Origin of the sequence: Pseudomonas coronafaciens pv. oryzae str. 1_6 (assembly GCF_000156995.2) — a bacterium.
Lineage (GTDB): Bacteria > Pseudomonadota > Gammaproteobacteria > Pseudomonadales > Pseudomonadaceae > Aquipseudomonas > Aquipseudomonas tremae.
Map to the genome: position 1 here is coordinate 4,519,195 of NZ_CP046035.1, position 22,077 is coordinate 4,541,271.

Here is a 22,077-nt window from a genome sequence, read left to right on the forward strand (position 1 = left end):
TCTGTTCACGTAGAACCAGCGACCTTAAGTTGATTGACGTGATCAGGCGTAATACAAATACCCAACGTCAGGAGAATTGATCGCCTTTCGAAAAGCCGACGTCGTGTTTGATCTTGCCGTCCCTGAACTGGTCCATCCACGGCAGGACATCAGCGCCTGCGGCTTTTAGCGCGTCCATGTTGTCTTTCACAGCCTGATTGGCCCCGTCGCGCTCTTCGAAGTTACTGCCCCCGGCCCAGTTGGCGTTGCCGACTTCGCCTATTTGAGGCTTGAAGCCAGCACCCGTCAGCGCCTTTATCTCTGATGAAAGACGCGAAGACGCGTCGGCACCGCTGGCGTATTCATGGATACTGCCGATCAGGCCAGGGTTGCCACGGCCATTGGCGGCTTTCAACTGATCGGCGTATTTGACCAGCCCGCTCTCCCCGCCTGCCGTCAGACCGCCGCCCCAATTGCTGTCCTCTACCACAATGTCGCCCTTGTAACCGGCGTCACGCGCAGACTTGATCAACGTGCTTTGCATATCAGCCCAGCCCTGAGTGGCGCTCTTGCCACCTTCGTTGAACGTGTCGAGTACAAAACTTGGGTGCTTTCCAACTGCGGAAACGACGTTCTTGACATCATCGGCGGCTTGTTTGAGTTTTTCACCGGTCAAGACATTGCCGCCACCGCCATTGGCGTTGTCACGAAACGTGAACTGAACCTTGACCCCCTGTTTGTCGCCAGCATCGACCATCGCCTTGAGCTTGGCCATTTGCTCCGGGTCATTGATCTGGTCGTGGGTCATCTGCATGCGCAGTGTTCCCCCGCCGGCATTCTTCACATCTTCGACCATTTTTCGAGCTGCCTCGGGAGAGGCAATCCGGTCCGGAACAGTATTAGCGCCACCATGAGCACCCAGGCCAGAGTTGTTGAGCGGAAAAGTTTCACCGGACTGTTCAGGTGGGCTCGCGTCTGCAGCCGAACTGTTTGCACAGTCTGGGGAAGCTGAACTACTTCCAGGCCCGGACGATCCAGAAGGCTGGCTTGCAGAAGGCTCACTTGCGGATGAGTTGCTTGCAGATGGATGGCCTGCGGAAGTGTTGCCCATCAAACTTTTGAGCAGCGTAAAGATAAGCGTCTTCAGCGCCTCTACCAACTCGCTTTGACCTGAGCCACTTGCTCGTCCAGGGCCTGCAATAGCAGCGTTTGGCGTGCCGCTTCCCCAACTGACGGCATTGCTCGAGCCGTTTGTATGTTCTGGAGGGAGAAAGTTAACGGCATTGCCTGATGTTTTTCCGGAATGTTGCGGGTCCGGTGCCTGATTGCCTGGCGAGAGAGGTGACCACGATGAACCGTTATTACTTACGTGAGTATTAATCGTCATTTCATTACTCCGTTTCTGTGGACGTACACGCTGGGGTGAAACGGTTTTTCGCAATACTTCAAAAAACCTATACCGCTCACCAGCGTCCGAGCAGCTGAGGCTCAGTGGAAAGAGGCCTTTTGGAACACCTTCGCTGCATCCAGCAAGATGGCGGTGTCCAGTTCACTGGACAGCAATTTGTTGGCCTCGGAAAGCCTTGCCAGCTTGACACTTTGGGATTCAAATCCCATATCCGATGGCGTTCCACCGATGCGCCTGGCAAGGTAATAGCGGGTACGTGATGTTGTTCTGTCGTAATCACCAATGAAACCGTGAAGTTCAACCCTAAGACCGGTCTCTTCGTAGACTTCCTTGACGGCATTAGTCCTCAAGTTCAGCCCGGTTTCCTGTTTTCCCTTGGGCAACGAGTGAGCAGTGCCGAATACATGATTAGTCGGCTCGGTGACCCATATCCTGCCATCAGGTTCGAAAATTACTGCGCCACTGGCGGGATGAAGATGGCCATGATTCTGAAATTCCGGCTCTCTGAACTTCACAGCGCGGGTTGTAATCTGGCGCCAACCCGGAAGGGTTTCGGGACACCGCCATGAGGTGAACGGTATGTTGTTCAGGCTGCCACTGGCAAAATGGTGAGGTACGAAAACCGCCGTCCTGTCTGGAGTGTTCCATGTATTAGCCGTCGTGGGCGACGTGGGGGTTTTAACGGTAACTACCTGGCCATGCTCATTCTTCCGGGGGTGAATATGAGGAAGTTCCTGCTTCACACTGACAAGCCACTTCTTCCTTCTGATCAACATTTCTCCGAGCGCAGCGCGTTCGAGGCTATTACCAGGACCGTGGTTCAAGCAGAGCTCTCTGATATGCACGTCGGCTATTTGTTCTATCGCCGTAATACCAGCACGGATCTGATCACGCTCGATGTACTGAAAAACACGACTTGACGTGTTGTCTTTCCTTGACAGCATGGTCACCAGCTCCATAGGCGTGGCGCTAAACTGGCTTCCCTTGCGCTCTCCGCCTGCCCTGAAAATCATCGCGCCGCCCAGATCAATACGCACAGGCGTGTGATCTTGGGTAAACAGAATATTGTCCAGATCAAGCCCCGCGACATCCCAGTTGGCCAACCAGGCATCCACGGCAAACCCTTTCATCAACTGGCCGCTTCTCGCCATAGCGACAACGCCTTTGTGATTCCCTTCGAGCACTCTGGAAATTAACGCAGTTTTGCCATCACGGAGCGCGAGTCTTATTTCGGGGACGTCAATGCCTGCAGCGATATACAGCCTGGAAGCGAGCAGCTCGTTGCGAAAACGATCCATGTAGTTATCGGTGTAGTTATTCGTAAGGCGCCCGGTCTTCACATACCACTTGATGCCATTGGGCGCCCGGAACAAACCGCCCGGGTTAGATCCCTTGGCCCGGGAAAGCTGTTCCCATTTATCAGTCTCGGGTGCGGCGAGTTCGACAGCTCTTTTCGAGCGTCCCAAAACAGTCATCTCAACGGTGATGCCATCACCCTCCGGATAAGCCTGCGTAACTTCGTACCGGTTGGTGATATCCAGAATGACTTCGTGTTCACTCTTGCCCGCCACCGATGACGGCAATCGGCTTGTACTGAGTGTCACACCCTTGGCACCGCTGTGTCGGAGCGCTGGCACAGGCCCCATTGCTTTCAGTACAAAAAGAACCTGTATTTCATTCTTCTTCTCCGCATTGAGCAGTGCGAACCCCCTGGAAATCGCCGAAACCGTAGAGGCACTGGCCACGCCTCGTCCAGTGTAACCACCGTTTGCCAGCGGCATACCATGCACCAGGCCATGTGCCAGTTCACGACTGTAATAGCCGTGGGGAAGTTTCAGTAAGTCCAGCGCAGAACGCTTATCAAGAGATATGCCCCGGTAAAGCACTTTATGACAGCATGGTTTGGCTAATTCAATGGAATAGCGCGGTATCGCATCCCTTAGAAAGGCAAATTCAGTGTTGGTTGTTTCAGCGGCAGTGTACTTCTGCAGCACCCGCATGAACTTGTTACCCTCTATCGATTGCAACACGGCGTGTTGCCTGTCAGCCAGGTGATGCTCATCAGCCGTGTTGAAATGGCTCAGAGGGACGCTTTTGCCTCGCCCGCGCGAGATAAAGTTAGGCACCCAATTGCTGCTGACGGACGGCCCCTGCATAGGCTGGTGCGCTGGAGCAGGTGGGTTTTGCGCAGCGGAAAACCCAGGATGACTGAAATTATATTTTATGGGATTTATCATTAAGCGTTCCTGTAAATCCGTCTTGGGGCACGCGATGAAACGTTGTCTCTGGAACAGCGGGCATCTACTTACATCTGGCCAGATCGCCAGCAACCGATACGCGCAAGGCACGTAGCCACACCCTGAATAAAGCCAACTGATAATAAGAAGACGGGAATAAGCAGCTCATTGCCACCAATGTGCAAAGGTCATCAATAAGCAGGCTTTATAATTCAATCGATGTAATACACCGCAGAGACTAATCATCTATACCCAGTGGAAATTGAGTAGATGAGTGTCGCACTGCACCAGTGGGTTCCAGAAAATAATGAGAATACGTCTCACTTATCATCCGGTATCACTGACAGTGATCAACAATGAGCCAATCGGCGCTGCCCTTTCAGGAAGTAATGGTGTCGCTTGTCAGCCAGGTCTACCGGCAAAAAACGCCATCAGCTCGCGTTTCATTCAGCGAGCATTTGCTGGACTCTGGCGATCAGCACATTGGCCGCAAATGGCTTGGCCAGCACTGACATCCCGGCCTCAAGCTGGCCGTCATTAAGCAACGCGCCCTCCGCATAGCCGGTAATGAAGAGTACTTTGAGACCAGGCCGCGTTACACGGCCTGCGTCGGCCATCTGACGCCCATTGATACCGCCAGACAACCCCACATCGCTTATAAGCAAATCCAGGCGCACGTTGGACTGAAGTATCCGTAACCCTCCCGCGCTGTCAGTTGCTTCAATAGCGATATAGCCTTGATCCTCCAAAACCTCTGTGACCAACAAACGTACCGTTGGCTCATCCTCGACGACCAACACTGTTTCGCCTTCCTTCGCTCGTGGGTTAGCGACTGGCGCGGAGCTGGAGTCGCTATTGCAAACGCCGCCCTGGTGCTGGGGCAAGTAGATGGTTACTGTCGACCCTGCTCCCACAACCGAGTGAATGCGGACCTGGCCGTTTGATTGTTTGGCAAACCCGTAAATCATGGATAAGCCCAGGCCTGTACCCTGACCGATGGGTTTGGTGGTAAAAAAAGGTTCGAACGCTTTGGCGATGACCTCGGGAGGCATGCCCGTTCCGGTGTCCGATACACTTAACGACAGATAATTTCCTTCAGGCATGTCCTGGCGTAAAGAGGCCTTCGCGTCGATTGAACGGTTAGCCGTCTCAATGACAATAGTGCCCCCGTCAGGCATCGCGTCACGTGCATTGATGCACAGATTCAACAAGGCATTTTCCAGTTGAGAAGGATCAACCAATGCCAGCCATAGATCCGAGACTTTGGCTGTCTTGATCTGCACACTTGGACCTACCGTACGCTGGAGCAGATCAATCATGCCGCCGATGAGTTCGTTGACGTCAGTCGCGGTCGGCGCAAGAATCTGGCGGCGCGAAAACGCCAGCAGGCGGTGCGTAAGTGCTGCGGCGCGCTTTGTCGCCCCAAGCGCCGCCGCCATATACTTATCGATGTTTGTGAGCCTGCCTTGTGCGAAACGAGCGTTCATAAGCTCAAGGCTGCCCAAGATGCCGGCTAACAAATTATTGAAATCGTGGGCCAGGCCCCCGGTAAGCTGCCCCACTGCCTCCATCTTCTGCGATTGCCGCAGTTGCTCTTCGGATCGCATCAGTTCTTCAGTGCGCTCGGCAACGCGCTGCTCCAGTGTTTCATTAAGCATGCGCAAATCTGCTATCGCCCTGTCACGCTCTGCTTCCAGGGCGCGGCGCTCTTCCAGGTCTATCAGAACACCCGGCAAACTAAGCGCCGTTCCGTCCTCAGCCCGGTTAACCCGGCCATTGGCCTCGATCCAATAGTAATTACCGTCCGGGCGGCGAACACGATATTGATGTACGTAGGCGCTGCCACTCGCTATCACTTGTGCAATAGCTGCAGTAATACCCGCTCTGTCATCAGGGTGTACGGTGGACAGGACCTGCGCTTGTGTCAGCCCTTGCCGACCTATTGCCTGATCCAGGCCAAAGGACTCGGCAAAGGGCTCATCAACGGTGAAATCATCACTGATAAGGTCCCAGTGCCACGTGCCGATAATGGCACCGGCCGCAAGTGCTAGTTGCACCCGCTCGACACTTTCACGCGCCAGGGCTTCACTGGCTCGCAAACGCTCCTGAGTTTTGCGCCGCTCAGTCACATCACTGAAAAATATCGCAATCTGGCGGTCGTCAGGATTGCCCACCTGTACGGCTCTCACGTCGAACCAACGGTTGAATGTTCTGGCGTAATTCTCGAACGTTTTCGGCTCCCCGGTTTTTGCGACGTGACCGTATATCTCAAACCAGAACGGCTCGAGGTCAGGCGCAAACTCTGTCACCCACTTGCCACGCAGATTGACACCGGCTTCCCGCTCGAAGGCAGGATTGGCCTCTAGGAAGCGATAATTCACTGGCTTGTCGTGCTCGTCAAACTTCACCTCGACAATGGCGAAGGCGGCTTCGATTGTGTAGAGGATGGTTCTAAAAAGCTCATGGCTTTGGCGCAACGTGACTTCGGAGGCAGGTGTTTCTGTCAGGTCGAGTTTGACCTTGCTGGTGTGTCGGAGGCTTTGTTCCTTGCCTGTAGTTTCAGCGCGCAGGCGTAAGACCTCGGCCATGAGTTCGGCCTTGGTCAGGTGCTCTACTCCATCACTATAGGGCATTGCTTTCCTCATCGACGTCAACGTGTTGCGGGTGGGAAGAAGAGCGTTGGAAAAGACCGTTGGGTCAATGCAATCCGCAGCAGCCAATACCACTTCCTGACAGCCTGGAGGCCGGCAATTATTCGGTTACCGTTGTCAAAGCGCCTCATTACCAGCGTGGTCGTGATTCGGGTGCGCATGACTCTAGACTGCCCTGGTTGATATCGATTCAATAATTCGACTGTCGTGGCCGCGCAATACCTGTCGAAAAAGTCGAGACGAAGCTGTTTTTCATCTGTCCTAAAAAATAGTCGTACAACCTGAAAGGTGAGAAAACACGCTCATGCCTGCGAGTGAAACCGTCAGTTATCTGCAGCAACACAACTTGCTACTGGCCACCGCTGAGTCGTGTACGGCAGGTCGCATAGTTGCTCTTTTGGCGGAGGTTCCCGGCAGCGGTTCGTTGGTCGACTGCGGCTACGTTGTTTACTCGCCAGAGGCCAAGCACCGCCTTTTGGGCGTGAAGCCTGAAACCATCGAGCGCTTCAATCTCACCAGCGTCGAGGTTGCTCAAGAGATGGCAGAGGGCGCGTTGCAGGACAGCCCTGCCAATGTAGCGATTGCAACGACCGGCCTGTGCGGGACCGAGGACGTAGACGGCATTCCGGCAGGTACTGTGTGTTTCGCCTGGGGCTTTGTACATGCAGGGCGCACTTGCGTATTCACTGAAATACAGCGTTTCTCTGGCGACAGAGAAACCATGCAGCATGAGGCAGCACTGCATGCATTGGAAAGGCTGCCTTACTTTCACTTGAAGCTGAAGGGCCTGGAAAATTCAATTGATGAACACCCGCCCCTCTGCGACGCGTGACAGCTTGCGTAGAAGTCAGTCGACCGGTTGATCATCGATCATACGTTTGCTTGAAGCGAGCCATTACAAGGAGTTGAGATGAACAGCACACACCCTTTCTCGAGACGAACAATAATCAGACTACCGCTCGCAGTCTTCGCTGCATTCTCCATTGTGGCGTGCGCAGGCAACAATAGCGGCTCCAATGTTAATGCGCCCGGCGCGCCTGCAACAGCCTCCACAAAAGTCCTTGAGGCCGGAGCGAATGTTCTCCAGACACGCCCACCCATTAAAGCGTTGAACGCATACCTTGACGGCTTCCATTTCTATAACGGTCGTCTTCATTCACAGATGGAAGCTCATCACTATTGTTCGATTGTGAATGAAGAAGTCATCCAGTGCGTCATCTACGACGGTAACGTCAAGGACGCAAAGTTGATGGGCGTCGAATACATCATCAGCAAGCGATTGTTCACGCAGCTCCCGCCCGCCGAGAAGGCCTTGTGGCACAGCCATGTGCATGAGGTGAAATCAGGTCAGCTCATCGCCCCGGGAATTCCTGCTCCGGCGGAGCATGCATTGATGGAGAAGCTCGTGAATACCTACGGAAAAACCTGGCACACGTGGCATACGGACCTCGACAAGACTCTTCCGCTGGGCGTGCCTCAACTGATGATGGGATTCACCTCTGACGGGCAGATAAAGCCCGCGCTGGTTCAGCAAAGAGATTCCAGATTCGGCGTAAACAGCGAAGAAGAGAAAAAGTCTCGAGCAGATATTCCGACACCGGCGGTAGACGCAGGTGCCGACGCCTGGCGTAACGGCAACGCCTTTCAGATAAAAGACCCCACAGGCGGCCACTCTCATTAGTAGGCAAACCATTGCTGCGCAGAATAAAAGAGGTGCGCATCACCGAAGCAGACATCATGGAAGCTGCACGAACCACTCAAGGGATCGTCGAGATGAAAGATATCAAGTACGCGTTCATTGAAAGAAATGGGGCTATCTCGATCATATCTGCAACTTGATAGCGCGCATTGCTGAACACGACTGGGTGTTTTTTAACACCCAGTAGATCAAAAATTGCTTTAGCCATCGAAAGCCATCGAATCAAGACGCACGCACATTTAGTGTGCAAGCTACTTCTTCTTTAACGCCTCGATCAACTCGGCCTTGGTCATGTTGGACCTTCCCGACAGGTTACGACTTCGGGCTTCCGTCATCAGGCTCGCCTTGGTTTGCGTCTCCAATGACGCAGAGGATTCTCGTGAATGACCCTGTCGGGTTTTAGCGGCGCGTTTCGCGGAGTCGGACTCGGCTTTCTGCTTGCGTGCCAGAGGCGTTTTGCGACCAGACCCTCCTGGTTTTTCGCCACCTCCCGACTGCTTGTTGACAGTCGCCCACGCACGTTCCTCAGCCTGAGCTTTGGGTACGCCTTTGTGCTCGTAAGACTCCTCGATGTGCTCAGCCTTACGCTTCTGTTCTTCGGTGTATTTGTCCTTGCTTCCACGTGGCATGACATTTACCTCCTCGTAAAAGGTATGCAGCGACCGCTAACTTGAGTCAGCGCCGCCACACGGCAATATCAGGTCAGGCTAGCGCCCGGCTCAAGCTTGCTCGTCTTGCTCTTCATCATCGTGTTTGAGCGCAGGCTTCATGCCTGGCTGAGGTGCGTGCTCGGCATTTGGCGCAATTTCTTCACCGTGGTTCTTTTTCTCTTGCTGGACTTTTTTGTCGTGAGCGACGTTACGTGGATCGGTCATGGGAATTCCTTGATTGGCAGAGGATTCAAATATCCATCGACGCGATATGTTGGTTTTGAGCGCCGGGACAAGATTTGGAGTCAGGTCGTGCCAAGGCGTTCAGTGCATTTCTACCCAAGGTTTGCCAGAGTGAATTATGAAATACCCAGTGTGCATGGCGAACTTGATGTGCTCACGTCCCGGCAGCTATTTCATCGTAGAAGATCTTGAAACCGGTAATACGCACCCACCAATGGCAGAAACCAGGGGTTCCCGAAATGCCCAGGAATCGCTGGCCAAGTAAAATCTCGCCATGGGTTCAAGTCGGAACGGCCGTCGAGAACTTCGGCCATGATCGCGCCCATATAGGTCGACATATGCGTGCCGTGGCCGCTGTAGCCCATTGAATAAAACAACCCATCATGCTCACCGGCGCGAGGAAGGCGGTCGCGGGTCATATCGACCATGCCACCCCAACAGTAATCAATGCGTGTATTGCTCAATTCCGGAAATACTTCGATCAGCGATTTCTGCAGGATGATCCCGCTTTTCATGTCGGAGGCGGGGTTGGATGTAGCGAATCGCGCACGACCACCGAACAGCAAACGATTGTCGGGAGTAACCCGAAAGTAATTGACGAAGTTTTTCGTATCGGTGGTCATGCGTCGGCGTGGTAACAGACGGTCAAGCACCTCTATTGAAAGGGGCTCTGTGACAATGATAAACGCCCCCACCGGCACAATGCGTCGGCGAAACCACGCCAAGGGGCCCACCGAGGATGTACCGGTCGCAAGCAGCACTTGTTTGGCACGCACTTCACCACGCGGCGTCTTGACTTGATGCACTGTGCCAGTCTGACGCGAGAGACCAAGCACCGGGGCATTTTCATAGATTCGCACCCCGCGTCGGGCAGCCGCCTCTGCAAGGCCCTGGCCGTAGCGACCAACATGCATGCCGGCGCTTTTGCCGAAAACCAGGCCGCCAAAATACCGGTCCGAACCGATCTCGCTGCTCAACTGCTCGCGCGTCAACATGTAGGTGTCGGGGTCACACTCCTGCTCCATGAGCGCCTGCGACCGGGCCAGCTTGTCAAAGTGCTCAGGTTTGGCCGCAAGCTTGAGCTTTCCGACGCGCTTGAAATTGCAGTCGATGCCCTCCTCCGCGATCAGGGATTCGACTTTGCTTACCCCGGCATCAAAGGCGCGGTACAACATATTCGCGCGCTCACGCCCGATGGCAGTCGACAGTGCGTAGTAATCCTGAGCAAAGCCGTTGTTACACATCCCGCCATTGCGACCGGAAGCCGCATTGCCGACCAAGCCTGCTTCGAACACAGCCACGCTCGCGCCTTTTTTGGCAAGCGCAATCGCGGCGGACAGACCGGTAAAGCCGGCGCCGACGATTGCCACATCTACCTCGCCACTGGGCGCATCACGTTCACCGGCTGCAAATGCAGGCGCGGTATCCAGCCAGTAGGGCATCAGTTTCATCAGGGGCTGTCCATTATTTCAGGGTTAATCATCGGGTCGCGCATTACACAAATTCGCTGGCCGTACGCGTCAACCAATCGACTGGTTGGACAGGGCGAACAGCCGCGCATCAGTTTCAGCAGGGCAAACCTGCAATGGCGTCAGGCGGACCATGGGTATCGCATGGTCGACGCAGGGCAGACCTTGCTCGGTCAACCAATCCGATAAGCCTGCGTCTTCAGTGACGTCGATACGCACGAGCTGTCCGCGATGGGTATTGGCCAGTGCCGCGATCAGCGCCTTGGCATCCGCTGCAGCAGCAGGCCCCCTGGCGATTACCGGACCGATGACCACACCCTGCCCGAACTCGCGCACACAGCCGTAAGCTGAAACACCCGCGCCGCGATCAATGACCAAGGTACTGGCGTGGTCGAACAAGGCTTTCAGTAATACACTGCGATCCCGGCCTGTGGCGGCCAGATCCAGTTGTTGCAGCGGTTGCTCGTCATCGGCCTGCATGACACGCACGCTCACCGAATCAGGAACAAGGTGAGCGACATGTTCAAGCTTTGCCTGGTGCTGGTTGACCTTCCCATGCGCAACGAAGCCGAGCCGCGTGTACAGTGCCAGGCCTTGCTGAGTGGAATTGAGGATCAGCGTTCGCTCGCCGGCCTGCTGCATCAGTTGATCCATCAGAGCGCGCCCGATGCCCTGGCCCTGCAGCGAGGGGGAAACAATGATCATACCTACCGAGGCATGGTTTTCGCCTTGTGGCCACCACAACGCCGTGGCAAGCAGTTGCCCCTCCACCTCCACCGCAAGACCAGCGCCAAGATCGAAGGCGAAGCGCCAGTCCGCCTCTCGGTAAGGCCAGCGCAAAGCGTCTGAAAGCCCCACCGCCTGCGGTAAATGGTCTGCGCACAGCGGTATCACGCATGGAGACGAGCCCATAGAGGGTGCTCCACATACAGTTCCTTCGGGATTGCTCACCAAAAGTGCCTCGGGCAGGTATATCAACGATGTAGCCATTGTGATTGCTGCAACACCCTTTTATTACAACACCAGGAAATCAGCAGATGGTGTTGAACGGGCCGTTTGGCTGATAGAAAAAACCGTATTGTCCAAGTTCCTCAGCAGACTTGGCGTATTGCACCAAGCGTGGGCCTCTCGCAGAAGATTCGGCGCTCATCAGCGTTGACTCGCTGACAGCACGCGCAGAGGGGTCGAATGGCTGGGTACATCAGGGGATAAACAATTGCCTGCGTGTTTTTTGATTCAGGACGCCATCGCAACACCCCTACGCTGTGCAGACGTTTACAAGGGGCTGTTACGTGACGATCACACCTATCTCAGCCTGTGGCTCAATGCTTTGGCCGGGCGCTGATTATCCAGCGTGAGACCTGCGACTGAGTGGAAAATGAAGACGAGATAATGTTGTATCGATAACCGACTAATCCATTTAATAACACCTCACGGTTCATCAGGTTGGACGCAATAAAGTAAATACACCCCGTTGAAATCAAATGCTGTGGCGCCTCAGTGAGAAAACGAGTCAGCAAATCACCATTAGGGTCACATAATGCGATTTCAGCTTCGTGTTCTATCTTTTTGTCGAGTAAAGGCGGATTAAACAGAATCGTGTCGAAGCGCAGGCCTTTCAGATTTGAGAATAAATCGCTCTCTAGCACCCTCCCCGGTATCTCCATACGGCGGAGGTTTTCGGTGCTGCTCAAAATTGAGTCTTTTGAAATATCGGCCAGAACCAGATCCATCCCAGGGCGATAGAGAGATATCCCTATATAACCACTGCCACACCCGAGGTCCAACACGGCTCTCCCCAGATTTTCGCTCGACAGCGCTTCGACCAAAAGGCTGGAGGACAGTCCGGTCCCGGGATGGTACACATTAGGCGGAAGAAACAACTCGACTCCGCCTATTGAGGGAGCAGGTTGCGGGTTGGTCAGATTGGCAACGTGTTGCGCGTGGCTTGAAAACGTGCAGGGCCCGATCTCAATCCATTCCATCGGAAAAACCCGGGTATGGATTTCTGTCGATTCATTTGCATCTTCGTGCATTGAAAACGCCCTTGGCCGGTAGTGACCCAAGGTGAGTGGTAGCGAATCCGTTATGGTTCCAATAGCTCAACTGACTTCAGCCATCTCCCCGGCCCGATGCTCCGTGGGTTGGCTTGGGTTTATGAAAAATTACCCACCTGCGACCAGCCCACTATTCAGCGTCCATGTGTCTGTGAAAGACTTCTCACAGTTCACGAGAGGGAGGGCCACGATTTGAAAGCACTTATTCTGCTCGGTGCTCTGCTACTGAGCACGCCGTTGTCCGCTGCCCAGCTGGAATTGCAATCGGGTGAAAGCAGCCGCACCTGGCAAACCGAAGAATTACTTACCCATCCTCAGCTGCAGACTATTACCGTTAAAGATGATGTGTCCTACAAGCAGGACATGACCTACCGTGCTGTGCCTCTGGCCGCGTTGCTGAAGGGAACCAAGCCTGAGGATCACCTGCAGGCGGTGGCACTGGACGGGTTTGCCGCAGAGCTGCCAGCCGCGCCGCTACTCAATGAGAAAGGCGCACGGGCCTGGCTGGCTATCGAGGACCCTGCCCATCCTTGGCCGCCATTGTCCCCTGGCAAACCCAGCGCGGGGCCGTTCTATATCGTGTGGACAGCCCCGCAGGCAGGCAATATCAGCCCGGAGCAATGGCCGTTCGAAGTGGTCAGCATCAAGCGCATGGCTTCGGTTGCCGAGCGCTTCCCCGCCCTGTTGCCGGACCCGGCGCTCAAGCCTGACGATCCGGTCAATCAGGGTTTTGCGCTGTTTCAGCGAAACTGCCTGGCTTGCCACCGCTTGAACGGTGCAGGTGATGCACAATTAGGACCCGATCTGAATATTCCCTATAACCCGACCGAGTATCTGGGCATGGACTTCCTCAAGCGCTACATTCGCAACCCTCAGGATTTGCGTCAGTGGCCACAGGCGAAGATGCCGGGGTTTTCGGAAACGGTACTGCCGGATGCCGACTTGCAGAGGCTGATGGCGTATTTGCAGCATATGGCGGGACGCAAGATAGAGCCTTGATCCATAGCGTGTGTTATTACCCGTTGCAACAAAACAACTGTTTACGAGCCCTGATCCTCAACGCTGATGCAGCTGAGCGGAAATTTATAAATTTGTTGTGGTTGTGCTAAAGATTTTTCCTGGGAGCCGATACATTGGATTTGCCGCTCAGAAAAATCAACCTCATTAAAAGCAACACATGAACACCTGTACATCAACACAACCTGCGAGGAGATTTTTTAAGTTTTAACTTGATTTATATTGAATCGTGAAATTATCTAATCCTCTTGAAAGCGCTTGAAGCTGAAGGTAAAACCTAACACGTTGCTTTCACAGAACTTACAAAAAACAGGATGCTGGCAATGATTAGAAATTTCAGAATAGGCACCCGAGCCTATCTTAGCTTTGCACTGATAGGTTGTATGGTGCTGTTTCTATCTGTGTTCTCCTTTCAGTCAATATCGAAACTGAGGGCTGCCCAGGTTGAGACAGGGCAAAAAATGCTACCAACGGCTACGACCATGAATCGACTCACGGAGCTCACCCTTAGGTTGAGAGTGCTGTCTTACTGGCTATTGGCAAACCGTGACCAGGCGACGTTGGATCGCATCACCGGCTTGATGAAGCAGCGTTATGATCAGCTCAAGACACAGCAAAATAAATTTGAAAGTCTCGTGCACGGGGAACAACAAAAGACAGCTTATGATGCTTATAAAAAAGCAATGGACGAATACGCTATTTTGTTTCCAGCACTGCTTTCCCTGTCAGAACAGGGAGACACCGAAAAACTAAAATCACTGCTTAATAATGAGCTTAATCAAAATCACAATGCCGCTCTTTCACAGCTGAACCTATTGGCTGAAGACATCGAAGAAAAAACAGTCAAGGTAAACTCATCCGTCGAACAAGAATACAAAAAAATAGTGAACCTTTCTGTCTTTTTTGTCATCGCTGTATTTATCTTGGGTGGTGTCTTAGCCTGGACTATAGTGAGGAGTATTCAGAAGCCTTTAAAGATCACGGTCGACATTGCTGATCGCATTGCTCGAGGAGACCTGAGGGAACCTATCGACGTTTCAGGCGATGATGAACTTTCTTTACTTCAGAAGTCCATGCAAGTCATGCAAGGAAAACTCTCTGAAACATTGGGCATCATCACCCACACCGCCAAGAACCTCACGGCTTCTGCTTCTGATTTAAGCCTTCTGGCTGAATCACATGCCAAGTCGGCCGATGAAGAGAATCAACAAGTCGAGCGTGTCGCCACAGCGTTCAATGAAATGAGCATTGCTGTCGATGAGGTGGCGACTAATGCGGTTACCACTGCGCAAGCGTCGAAATCATCTGCCGAATCAACCCTGGAAGGAAATCGTCTTGTTATCAATGTCATTAAAGCCATCCAGGAACTTACAGGCGATGTTCAACAAAGCTCGGTTTTAGTGAATGATTTTGCCCATCAAGCAGCCGGCATCAACAATATATTAGTGGATATCCGCTCAGTGGCCGACCAAACGAATCTGCTCGCATTGAATGCTGCCATTGAAGCAGCACGAGCAGGCGAGCTGGGCCGTGGATTCGCCGTCGTCGCTGATGAAGTTCGTAATCTTGCGTCGCGTACGCGCGCATCGACTCTCGAAATAGAAAGCCTGGTAAGCAGTATTAGCCTAGGTACAGATCAAGCCATTGGAGCCATCAACAGAAGTGTTAGTAATGCCAGCACAACACTTGAAGTCGCTTTGGGCGCCGGCAAATCATTAGAAAAAGTGAGTTTAGCTATTGAAAAAATCAGTGATCGCAACCAGGTCATTGCCAAAGCGGCAGAAGAGCAAGCAAGCGTGACACGAGAGATTGAGCAAAATCTTGAAAAAATCAGGACGTTGGCTAACGAAGGCGTGGAGAATTCTAAAATCACTAACATGGCCAGTCAAGGGCTGTCTAATACCGCTAATTCCCTGGATCTTCTATTGAAGAATTTTAAACTTGTGTGATTTTTTGTTACCACAGTTTTTTAATCCTGGCTGAAGCTCTTACAGCGGCAGGTTTAGGCGCGATACAAAGGCCAAACTGTGCCGTGTGCAGTGTATATGCTTCTGGCTGAATTCGACCGAAATGCAATCATCGGAAGCCTTCGCCCCGACAGAGCGCATCGCTCCATCTGGGCGCTCCAAGCTAAAAACGTGCGCCCGGCTCACCGCGCGAAACTCTTCGACATGGGCAGAGCTGCGCAGATCTGCTTGGCGCGCCCGGCGCGTGCTTGGGTTGCGGATATTGGCGAACCACTCGCCGCTGCCGGGACTGCGGGCAGTTTCCTGGAACCTCAGTGCTGTTAGTCGGCGCTCGCCGACGCTGGTGATAATCAGCTCGCCCATCGGATGCCAGGCTTAATGTTCACCGCCCCCCTATACTTGCGCTTGTTTCGATCATCGTTGGATTCAGCTAGGGCGTGTTGCCATCATGAGGTCACCAACTGTTTGATCTTCTCGATACCGGCGCCAAATCTGGCCGCCAACTCCTGACGTTGCTCGACAGTGCTGCTCGCATCGCCGTTCAATTCCTTCAGCGCTTTATTCAAGCTAAAGTGGATCGCTAAAAGCTCATTGAAATCTAACTGGCCAGAAGATTCGGAGTTGTCCGACTGCAGATATTTCTCAATTTTCCGCAAGTCGTCGATGACCGATACCTGGCCTGCTGAAAAGCATTCGAATATAGGCTCGGCTGGTCGGAAAGAATTCATATGCGCGTTCCGAATGAACAAGCGATCTTTATCAGCTGCCAATTCGGTGTTGTGACTTGATAAGGAAATGAAGTCACCCTCAAGCTCGTCGCGGCGCTGCACCCGTGCTGTTGGGTCGGTTATTTCATTGGGCAGTAGTGGACGCTGCTCTCTTACCATCGCGGCATTGAAGCCGGGTGTACCATTATGTTCCGGGAGCTTTTCTAAAACTGCGGTAATTTCTTTTTCAGTCAGAATGTCTTTCTTTATTACTTGCTTGCCCAAGTGCTTCAGATTGTCGAGTATTATACCGACGTTGTGTTTGTTTAATGTGCCATTAAACTCAAGATGGTAATGCGGCAGCATTTTTCCATTATCGGCATAACTGACGCCCAATGTGTGGTAATAATCGTAATCCTTTTCATTCGATTTGCGTGGAATACGTCGATCCTCGTACACCTTGCCATCGCCCTCCAGATGATTTTCATGAATGCTGATCGGTGTTTCCCCATGCTCCGCCGCTATCTGGTTGTAGGTCATTACGATACTGGTGACGGCGCGCTGAAGATCGCGTTTTTCTGTTTGGCTCAGTTCGCCGCTGCAAAACTTTTCCGATCCGGTCAAATTCAGCAGGCCTTTTTCAGGTCGCACTTCGATGTTCTGTAAAAGTAAACCGGGTGAGCACGTCACGCGATGCCATTGACGCTTGTCGTTTTGAGCCAGCATCAGAATTCCTGCGCTGAGATTGCTGGCATTTTCAGTGGGATGCAGCAAGGTGTCGAACCGGCGTACATCGGGCGCCAGCTTGCGTGTGGTTTCTGCGGAGGTTGAATTGGAACGCCGTAGCGTGGGGAATAGTTTATTTAATTTCGATTGCAACGCTTTGTCGCGTGCCGAATTAACAACCGAGGTAGTACCCGTTTTTTTATCTATTGGTGACGACGGTGTCGGTGTCGGTGCCGACACCACCGCTGCGGGCTGCTGATAGTCGTTGAAAACTGATGTTTTGGAAACAGGGATCGATAGGGTTGAGCGCATGATTTCTCCATACAAAGGTGAAAGGTTATAAAGTCGAGGCGAGTGCGGCGTTTCGTGAGTTTCAGGCGCACCTTCCCCACATCAGGCCGGCACGTACCTCAATTGCGCGACGCGTTGGGCATTGTTGATCAGGCCCTGAACTGTCTCGAATGAATTAATTTGGCCTCATGTGTGGTCACAAGGGCTCGTGAGTTCCGAAGACAGATTCAAAACTGACGAATGCATTGATGGGGGGGGAGCACCACGCTGACGGGGCCTCTTTTAGGCTTTTAATTCAGCGTACCTGCGGCATGTGTTGGCGCTGCTCAACGAAGCCGAAAGTATCGCCGGACCGATCAGCGAAGGAGCGGATTAGAAGGTCGTCACTTCCGCCAGACATCGTGGCAAGCACAAGCCTGCCGCTCGACAACAACGCTGCTGAACGCCTGGCCTGGTTTCAGCGATGATCGAGTTGACCGGGGGATCGCCAGCCATCGGCATAGGATCCTCCGGTAGTCTCATCACACCAGCCTCAGGGAGCGTGGTTGTCACGCTGCCTGCGGCAGTTTCAAAGTGAGCAGCTGTCGCCTACCCATCAAGACACTGTGATAGGTCGCGCTGGTTATCGCCTGCCACCAAGCCGCAGGGGCGGTAGCATCTTACGAACGGGTAGATAGAGAAGAACCTCCACGATTAAATACTCCCTGAGGATTATTTATTTTTCCAGTCGGTGTGCACCGGATTCGTTACGGTATTTTCTTCTTGGGTGTAAGTGCCATTCTGCTCGGCAAGGGCTTCGCCGGTATCAACAACGGCGTTCTGGATGAATATGTTTTGCTTGTCTCCACGGACGAAAGTTAACTGATGAAAGGCCGTTTTATTCCCCCAGTCGCTAGACGGCAGAGAAATGAAACGCACGGTGAAAGTTTCTTCGTCTGGCTTGCCCTGTATGGAGTAAACGCCATAGTGGTTCTCACCCTGCGAAATGAGTTTGTATGTGCCGTTGTCGTAGTAATAGATCTCGGCATCAGGGAAAGGTTTTTTGTCGTACATTTTACGGTAATGTAGCACTTGCTTGATGGTGGGCTTACCGAAGCTAACGGTCAGTTCTTTACCATCCACCGAGGTTGTCAGTCCCTCGGCGTGAGCGCCGCTCATGAGCAGGAGCAGAGCTGTGGTTACCATTGTGATGAATTTCAATTCACTTTTCCTCGCCTGATTTTATGAAGGACGTTACGTCAACGTACTGAGACTCTCACCCACGTTGGCGATGTTACAATTTCATGTGCGCACTGCATACTAGTTATGACTATGGCCCTATGCACATCCTGCAAAAGGATTCCTGAATTTGCAAGATCTCCCAACCAGGCAGCCTGGGACTGCAAATTACCCATTATTCCCATAGCGTAGCATCAAGAAAACCGAGTACACCATCAGAGCTTCCTCTCGGTAGCGCACACTGTCCTCGAAAAGCGGCAGCCATTGGCGATAACGTATTTATCACCACGTTACAGATGTGATGTCGGATGAGAAAGCGGGATCACCACGCGTTTCGAACGCATAGGCTTAGTTAGTTATAACGCAATCACTCGTTGTCGCCGGAACGCCAAGCTTAGTGACGACCACCTATAGGCTTGATTCCATTGGGTGCGCTCAGCAGCGATACAACAGCGCCCATCGACGTAAAGCCTGCCAAGCAGGCGATACCTGCGGCAGCGTCCCTTATCAAGGAGGCCTTTGTAATTTATGCAGACGATAACTAACAGCTCCGGTTCCGAGTTATTGGCACACGTGTACCAGAAGATCCGAAACGCCTACCCTGCACTTTCGCGCAACATTGTCAGAACTCCCATTGTCGAGTTGCCTTGACTCAGCTCTAACAACCGAAGGGTGTGGGCGAAGCTGGAGTGTCTGCAGCGGACTGGCTCTTTCAAATTGCGCGGCGCTTATAATGCACTGCACTTGCTTCCCCCCGGAGCTTCTGTCTATACGGCCTCAATTGAGCTATCGGCGTCAGCGTCAGGGAAGACATCTCGGACCGTCGAAAAGACCAGCTCTTACAGTGCGGTGCCAACCGGCGAGGCCACGCTTCTGTCGATGTGGCTACAGCTGGTAGATCGTGTGGAACAAGCCTTGAACAAGTTGCAAGCAACCCTGCAGCAACACCTGTCGTTTTACCCTGCGCGAGTCGTTACCCGTAGACCCCATGATTGAAAGTTTCATGGGCTATGCGCTGGACAGCACCCGTAAAATGATCAGCAGTTGTCGCAGCCCGGGTCTGGACGGGCGTCGGGTCGCGCAGCGATATCGCTTGTTGATTCAACAGTTCGGACTCGCCCGCTCAGCCTTGAACTGGTGCAGTGCAAGTACCGATCAAAGCACAGACATCATGTTTTTCGATCCTGCAAACCAGCTCTGTGAACTATGAACGCTATGGTTCGGTGGCCCTGCGCGAGCTTGAACTGAACCTGGTGCGTGCGATCGGCTTCGGCGGTGGAGCGCGCACAGCGCTGCTAACCTCCAGCGGTCAGCGGCCTACTCGACGCTGGAAAGCTTTCTTTTAAGCGAAGTCTTTCCAAAACACCCGGAAGCAGCCCGCGTGGCAAGGGTCCCCTATCCGCGCGACTGGCGCGAGCGCCAGCGGAAACATGGTGGAGGTGTCGTTGCCATCACTTTCAGTGAGCCGGGCTTGAACAATCGGCACTGCATGGAGGCCTTGATCGAACTCATCATCAACAGTTGCCGAAGCGCAGGCGTATCGATCACCAAAGGCGTGAGATTCGGGTTTGGCATTACCCGTATTTCAGCGGCTGCGGCAATAGCAGAGGCAACAGATCCCTTCTTGCGTCTCTCGATGGGCGAAGAAACCAGCGAACAACTGGAACAGCCAGTCGCCTGCGTTACCCAATCCATTTACATCTTTCTGGAAACCTTCGAATGAACCTCGACATCAGCTCCGATACCTCATTGATCCGCGCGAGCTTACCGATGCGTGCAGGGTTATTGACTTTGCGCGATGCGAGTCTGCAGGACGCCGATGCATTTGCCGAATACTGGACCGACAGCCCGGCTGTCCTACCTGGAAATATTAGGTGTGGATACAGCACGCCTGGGCGATGCACAGCAAATTCGTGAACGCTTTCTGCGAAACACGCCGTCCAGCGAACCGCGCGGACAATCAACCGTTATTTACTCTCTGTATCTGAACGACATGCTGATTGGTTACAGCAATACCAATCGATACGACGCTCAGGAAAATTACTCACACTTGCACACCTACCGGAAAGCCTTGCGCCAAGCGGTAGGCCAGGCCCGAAAGCACAAACAACCGGAGGCGGCGTAGGGGCTTGCCTCATAGGTTTGTGCATAGCGCATTATCTGGAAAAGTTTGACTTGGAGCGTCTGGTTATCCAGACACGCACTCGCAACAAGCTGATCAACCGTGCGCTGGACCTGTATCTGCCAGCTTCCCAGACGCGTTACTTCGAAAAACCTGACGGCCTTTCCGCGCCTGGCGAGTTTCACGTCCGCTTCGCGTATAGAGGCCAGCATCATTTTTATCAAGAGCGAGCGCAGGCGTTGGCGACGCAAAAGGACGCAACTGAAACGAAGCATTCACATCAAAGGTCTGTATAGCGATCTGAGCCTGTGGAAACATCATCAGGACCTCACGCTGCCAGTTGATGGTCAGGCTGTTGAACAGCAACAAAAAAGGCGTCCCGAAGGACGCCTTTTTTGTTGAGCTCAAAACGACTGTTTTTGAGCTCTGATCTTCAACCCTGATACAGCCGGGCGAAAATGGTCGGGGTAAGGGGATTCGAACTCCTGACATCCTGCTCCCAAAGCAGGCGCGCTACCGGACTGCGCTATACCCCGATGATGCTAAAAAACACCTCCGAAGAGGCGTTTTCTATTTGGGTGACGCTTGCGACGTCACTCCCTAAGATCCAGTCAGATACAAACTGACCAAAAATGGTGGGTCGTGTGGGATTCGAACCTACGACCAATTGGTTAAAAGCCAATTGGTTTCACACCCTCAGTTTAGGCAGAACCTCCTGATGAAGGCTCTGGATCCAATCCGCAGTCTCTAATGTCCCCATTAGAGGCTTTAAATCATGTACATAACCTCGCTTTTGTCCACCAAAGGTGGTGTCGGTAAAACCACTTTGGCTGCCAACATCGGCGGCTTCTGCGCCGACGCCGGCTTGAGGGTCCTCCTCCTCGACATGGACCCTGTACAGCCTTCGCTGTCCTCCTATTACCCAATGGCACAGGAAGTCAGCGGCGGCATATTCGACCTCATCGCACATAACCTGACTGATCCAGAGCGAATCATATCGAGGACAAGCATCCCGAACCTGTCCTTGATCTTGTCGAACGACCCCAACAACCAGTTGATTAGCCTCCTGCTTCAGGCTGCGGATGGTCGTCTGCGATTGGCTTCTCTGCTGAAAGCTTTCGAGGGTCAATTCGACCTGATTCTCATTGATACCCAGGGCGCACGAAGCGTCATGTTGGAGATGGTGGTTTTAGCGTCAGATCTTGCTGTATCCCCGTTGCCACCGAACATGCTCAGCGCCCGCGAGTTTAACCGTGGGACGTTGCAAATGCTTGAAGGACTGCGTCCTTACTCGAGGCTTGGACTGCACGTCCCTCCAATCAAGGTTGTAGTCAACTGCCTCGACCAGACCGTTGACGCTCGCGGGATTCATGACGCCATCAGAAAGACCTTCGCGGACAACATGGAAGTCGATGTCCTCAACAGCACAGTTCCTGCTTCAGTAATTTTCCGCGAGGGATCTACAGCAGGCATGTCTGCACATCGGCTCGAATACAAAAAACCTTCAAATCGACGCGCGCCGAGCGCGCTACAGGTCATTCGAGAGCTTGTGGTTGAGCTTTTTCCGCAGTGGACCGACCGTTTCGAGGCGATGACTGAATCCGCCGTAGAGGCCCTGGTAAAAGGGGGTCAATGA

Annotated in this window: 22 protein-coding genes, 1 tRNA gene and 1 pseudogene; 11 read left to right on the forward strand and 13 right to left on the reverse strand. The window is 53.1% G+C overall.

Going from position 1 to position 22,077, the window contains the following annotated elements; translation table 11 throughout:
• Positions 1-67: 67 nt before the first annotated feature.
• From POR16_RS26170 to POR16_RS20305, 3 genes are all read right to left on the reverse strand, one after another.
• Positions 68-862, reverse strand: coding sequence for a cellulase family glycosylhydrolase (locus POR16_RS26170; RefSeq protein WP_255870995.1), 795 nt, complete (start codon positions 860-862; stop codon positions 68-70).
• A gap of 605 nt (positions 863-1,467) precedes the next feature.
• Complete coding sequence (locus tag POR16_RS20300) at positions 1,468-3,624, reverse strand: NUDIX hydrolase (RefSeq protein WP_005895613.1); 2,157 nt, start codon at positions 3,622-3,624, stop codon at positions 1,468-1,470.
• A gap of 443 nt (positions 3,625-4,067) precedes the next feature.
• Positions 4,068-6,257 carry an ATP-binding protein gene (locus POR16_RS20305; protein ID WP_005895611.1) on the reverse strand — a complete coding sequence of 730 codons (2,190 nt, stop codon included), beginning with the start codon at positions 6,255-6,257 and terminating at the stop codon, positions 4,068-4,070.
• Between the two features lie 322 nt (positions 6,258-6,579).
• Here POR16_RS20305 and POR16_RS20310 point away from each other — a divergent pair, with 322 nt between their 5' ends.
• From POR16_RS20310 to POR16_RS20320, 3 genes are all read left to right on the forward strand, one after another.
• The gene (locus POR16_RS20310; protein WP_005895609.1) at positions 6,580-7,107 is read left to right on the forward strand and encodes a CinA family protein; all 528 of its coding nucleotides are present in this window, start codon (positions 6,580-6,582) and stop codon (positions 7,105-7,107) included.
• Between the two features lie 78 nt (positions 7,108-7,185).
• The gene (locus POR16_RS20315; protein ID WP_005895605.1) at positions 7,186-7,956 is read left to right on the forward strand and encodes an OBAP family protein; all 771 of its coding nucleotides are present in this window, start codon (positions 7,186-7,188) and stop codon (positions 7,954-7,956) included.
• 11 nt (positions 7,957-7,967) lie between these two features.
• Positions 7,968-8,114, forward strand: coding sequence for a YetF domain-containing protein (locus POR16_RS20320; protein ID WP_080267959.1), 147 nt, complete (start codon positions 7,968-7,970; stop codon positions 8,112-8,114).
• Between the two features lie 111 nt (positions 8,115-8,225).
• Here the strand turns inward: POR16_RS20320 and POR16_RS20325 are convergent, their stop codons facing one another.
• The 5 genes from POR16_RS20325 to POR16_RS20345 form a co-directional block, all read right to left on the reverse strand.
• Positions 8,226-8,603, reverse strand: a complete 378-nt coding sequence (locus POR16_RS20325; protein WP_005895600.1) for a hypothetical protein — start codon at positions 8,601-8,603, stop codon at positions 8,226-8,228.
• A 90-nt stretch (positions 8,604-8,693) separates the two neighbouring features.
• Positions 8,694-8,849 carry a hypothetical protein gene (locus POR16_RS26345; protein WP_005895597.1) on the reverse strand — a complete coding sequence of 52 codons (156 nt, stop codon included), beginning with the start codon at positions 8,847-8,849 and terminating at the stop codon, positions 8,694-8,696.
• A gap of 191 nt (positions 8,850-9,040) precedes the next feature.
• Positions 9,041-10,318: an NAD(P)/FAD-dependent oxidoreductase gene (locus POR16_RS20335; protein WP_005895594.1), complete on the reverse strand. Its 1,278-nt coding sequence runs from the start codon at positions 10,316-10,318 to the stop codon at positions 9,041-9,043.
• A gap of 69 nt (positions 10,319-10,387) precedes the next feature.
• Positions 10,388-11,248: a GNAT family N-acetyltransferase gene (locus POR16_RS20340; protein ID WP_005895591.1), complete on the reverse strand. Its 861-nt coding sequence runs from the start codon at positions 11,246-11,248 to the stop codon at positions 10,388-10,390.
• A gap of 410 nt (positions 11,249-11,658) precedes the next feature.
• On the reverse strand, positions 11,659-12,372 hold the full coding sequence (locus POR16_RS20345) for a methyltransferase (RefSeq protein WP_005895587.1): 714 nt from the start codon (positions 12,370-12,372) through the stop codon (positions 11,659-11,661).
• A 213-nt stretch (positions 12,373-12,585) separates the two neighbouring features.
• Between POR16_RS20345 and POR16_RS20350 the strand changes: the two genes are divergently transcribed.
• From POR16_RS20350 to POR16_RS27165, 3 genes and pseudogenes are all read left to right on the forward strand, one after another.
• Positions 12,586-13,392 (forward strand): cytochrome c, encoded by an 807-nt coding sequence (locus POR16_RS20350; RefSeq protein ID WP_005895583.1) that lies wholly within the window; start codon positions 12,586-12,588, stop codon positions 13,390-13,392.
• A 341-nt stretch (positions 13,393-13,733) separates the two neighbouring features.
• Positions 13,734-14,498 (forward strand): annotated as a pseudogene (locus tag POR16_RS27160) (MCP four helix bundle domain-containing protein); the annotation flags it as partial.
• Positions 14,493-15,359: a methyl-accepting chemotaxis protein gene (locus POR16_RS27165; RefSeq protein ID WP_420376868.1), complete on the forward strand. Its 867-nt coding sequence runs from the start codon at positions 14,493-14,495 to the stop codon at positions 15,357-15,359. The pseudogene POR16_RS27160 and the gene POR16_RS27165, both read left to right, overlap by 6 nt.
• A 39-nt stretch (positions 15,360-15,398) precedes the next feature.
• On the opposite strand, the gene POR16_RS20360 is transcribed toward POR16_RS27165, so the two are convergent.
• Together POR16_RS20360 and POR16_RS20365 are read right to left on the reverse strand one after the other, a co-directional pair.
• Complete coding sequence (locus tag POR16_RS20360; RefSeq protein WP_122381089.1) at positions 15,399-15,740, reverse strand: hypothetical protein; 342 nt, start codon at positions 15,738-15,740, stop codon at positions 15,399-15,401.
• A gap of 83 nt (positions 15,741-15,823) precedes the next feature.
• On the reverse strand, positions 15,824-17,122 hold the full coding sequence (locus POR16_RS20365) for a hypothetical protein (protein ID WP_234887616.1): 1,299 nt from the start codon (positions 17,120-17,122) through the stop codon (positions 15,824-15,826).
• 430 nt (positions 17,123-17,552) lie between these two features.
• On the opposite strand from POR16_RS20365, the gene pilM reads away from it, so the two are divergent.
• Positions 17,553-17,678 (forward strand): type IV pilus biogenesis protein PilM, encoded by a 126-nt coding sequence (gene pilM, locus POR16_RS20370; RefSeq protein ID WP_255870994.1) that lies wholly within the window; start codon positions 17,553-17,555, stop codon positions 17,676-17,678.
• A 134-nt stretch (positions 17,679-17,812) separates the two neighbouring features.
• Here the strand turns inward: pilM and POR16_RS20375 are convergent, their stop codons facing one another.
• On the reverse strand, positions 17,813-18,301 hold the full coding sequence (locus POR16_RS20375; protein ID WP_005895568.1) for a hypothetical protein: 489 nt from the start codon (positions 18,299-18,301) through the stop codon (positions 17,813-17,815).
• Between the two features lie 1,160 nt (positions 18,302-19,461).
• Between POR16_RS20375 and POR16_RS26670 the strand changes: the two genes are divergently transcribed.
• From POR16_RS26670 to POR16_RS26680, 3 genes are all read left to right on the forward strand, one after another.
• Positions 19,462-19,665 carry a hypothetical protein gene (locus tag POR16_RS26670; RefSeq protein WP_234887617.1) on the forward strand — a complete coding sequence of 68 codons (204 nt, stop codon included), beginning with the start codon at positions 19,462-19,464 and terminating at the stop codon, positions 19,663-19,665.
• 35 nt (positions 19,666-19,700) lie between these two features.
• Entirely contained in the window at positions 19,701-20,042 is a 342-nt protein-coding gene (locus POR16_RS26675) for a hypothetical protein (protein ID WP_234887618.1), read from the forward strand.
• A gap of 96 nt (positions 20,043-20,138) precedes the next feature.
• Positions 20,139-20,444: a hypothetical protein gene (locus POR16_RS26680; RefSeq protein WP_234887619.1), complete on the forward strand. Its 306-nt coding sequence runs from the start codon at positions 20,139-20,141 to the stop codon at positions 20,442-20,444.
• A gap of 93 nt (positions 20,445-20,537) precedes the next feature.
• Here POR16_RS26680 and POR16_RS26685 read toward each other — a convergent pair whose 3' ends face one another.
• Together POR16_RS26685 and POR16_RS20390 are read right to left on the reverse strand one after the other, a co-directional pair.
• Complete coding sequence (locus tag POR16_RS26685; RefSeq protein ID WP_223810539.1) at positions 20,538-20,810, reverse strand: hypothetical protein; 273 nt, start codon at positions 20,808-20,810, stop codon at positions 20,538-20,540.
• 90 nt (positions 20,811-20,900) lie between these two features.
• Positions 20,901-20,977, reverse strand: a tRNA-Pro gene (locus POR16_RS20390).
• Positions 20,978-21,216: 239 nt separating this feature from the next.
• On the opposite strand from POR16_RS20390, the gene POR16_RS20395 reads away from it, so the two are divergent.
• The gene (locus POR16_RS20395; protein WP_005895559.1) at positions 21,217-22,077 is read left to right on the forward strand and encodes a ParA family protein; all 861 of its coding nucleotides are present in this window, start codon (positions 21,217-21,219) and stop codon (positions 22,075-22,077) included.

What these genes read in the sequence shown, in the direction of transcription:
- POR16_RS20300 (WP_005895613.1), bottom strand. Translation starts at nt 3,624, where the DNA reads ATGATAAATCCCATAAAATATAATTTCAGTCATCCTGGGTTTTCCGCT.
- POR16_RS20305 (WP_005895611.1), bottom strand. Translation starts at nt 6,257, where the DNA reads ATGCCCTATAGTGATGGAGTAGAGCACCTGACCAAGGCCGAACTCATG.
- POR16_RS20310 (WP_005895609.1), top strand. Translation starts at nt 6,580, where the DNA reads ATGCCTGCGAGTGAAACCGTCAGTTATCTGCAGCAACACAACTTGCTA.
- POR16_RS20315 (WP_005895605.1), top strand. Translation starts at nt 7,186, where the DNA reads ATGAACAGCACACACCCTTTCTCGAGACGAACAATAATCAGACTACCG.
- POR16_RS20325 (WP_005895600.1), bottom strand. Translation starts at nt 8,603, where the DNA reads ATGCCACGTGGAAGCAAGGACAAATACACCGAAGAACAGAAGCGTAAG.
- POR16_RS26345 (WP_005895597.1), bottom strand. Translation starts at nt 8,849, where the DNA reads ATGACCGATCCACGTAACGTCGCTCACGACAAAAAAGTCCAGCAAGAG.
- POR16_RS20335 (WP_005895594.1), bottom strand. Translation starts at nt 10,318, where the DNA reads ATGAAACTGATGCCCTACTGGCTGGATACCGCGCCTGCATTTGCAGCC.
- POR16_RS20340 (WP_005895591.1), bottom strand. Translation starts at nt 11,248, where the DNA reads ATGGGCTCGTCTCCATGCGTGATACCGCTGTGCGCAGACCATTTACCG.
- POR16_RS20345 (WP_005895587.1), bottom strand. Translation starts at nt 12,372, where the DNA reads ATGCACGAAGATGCAAATGAATCGACAGAAATCCATACCCGGGTTTTT.
- POR16_RS27165 (WP_420376868.1), top strand. Translation starts at nt 14,493, where the DNA reads ATGCAAGGAAAACTCTCTGAAACATTGGGCATCATCACCCACACCGCC.
- POR16_RS20360 (WP_122381089.1), bottom strand. Translation starts at nt 15,740, where the DNA reads ATGGGCGAGCTGATTATCACCAGCGTCGGCGAGCGCCGACTAACAGCA.
- POR16_RS20365 (WP_234887616.1), bottom strand. Translation starts at nt 17,122, where the DNA reads ATGCGCTCAACCCTATCGATCCCTGTTTCCAAAACATCAGTTTTCAAC.
- POR16_RS26680 (WP_234887619.1), top strand. Translation starts at nt 20,139, where the DNA reads ATGCATTTGCCGAATACTGGACCGACAGCCCGGCTGTCCTACCTGGAA.
- POR16_RS20395 (WP_005895559.1), top strand. Translation starts at nt 21,217, where the DNA reads ATGTACATAACCTCGCTTTTGTCCACCAAAGGTGGTGTCGGTAAAACC.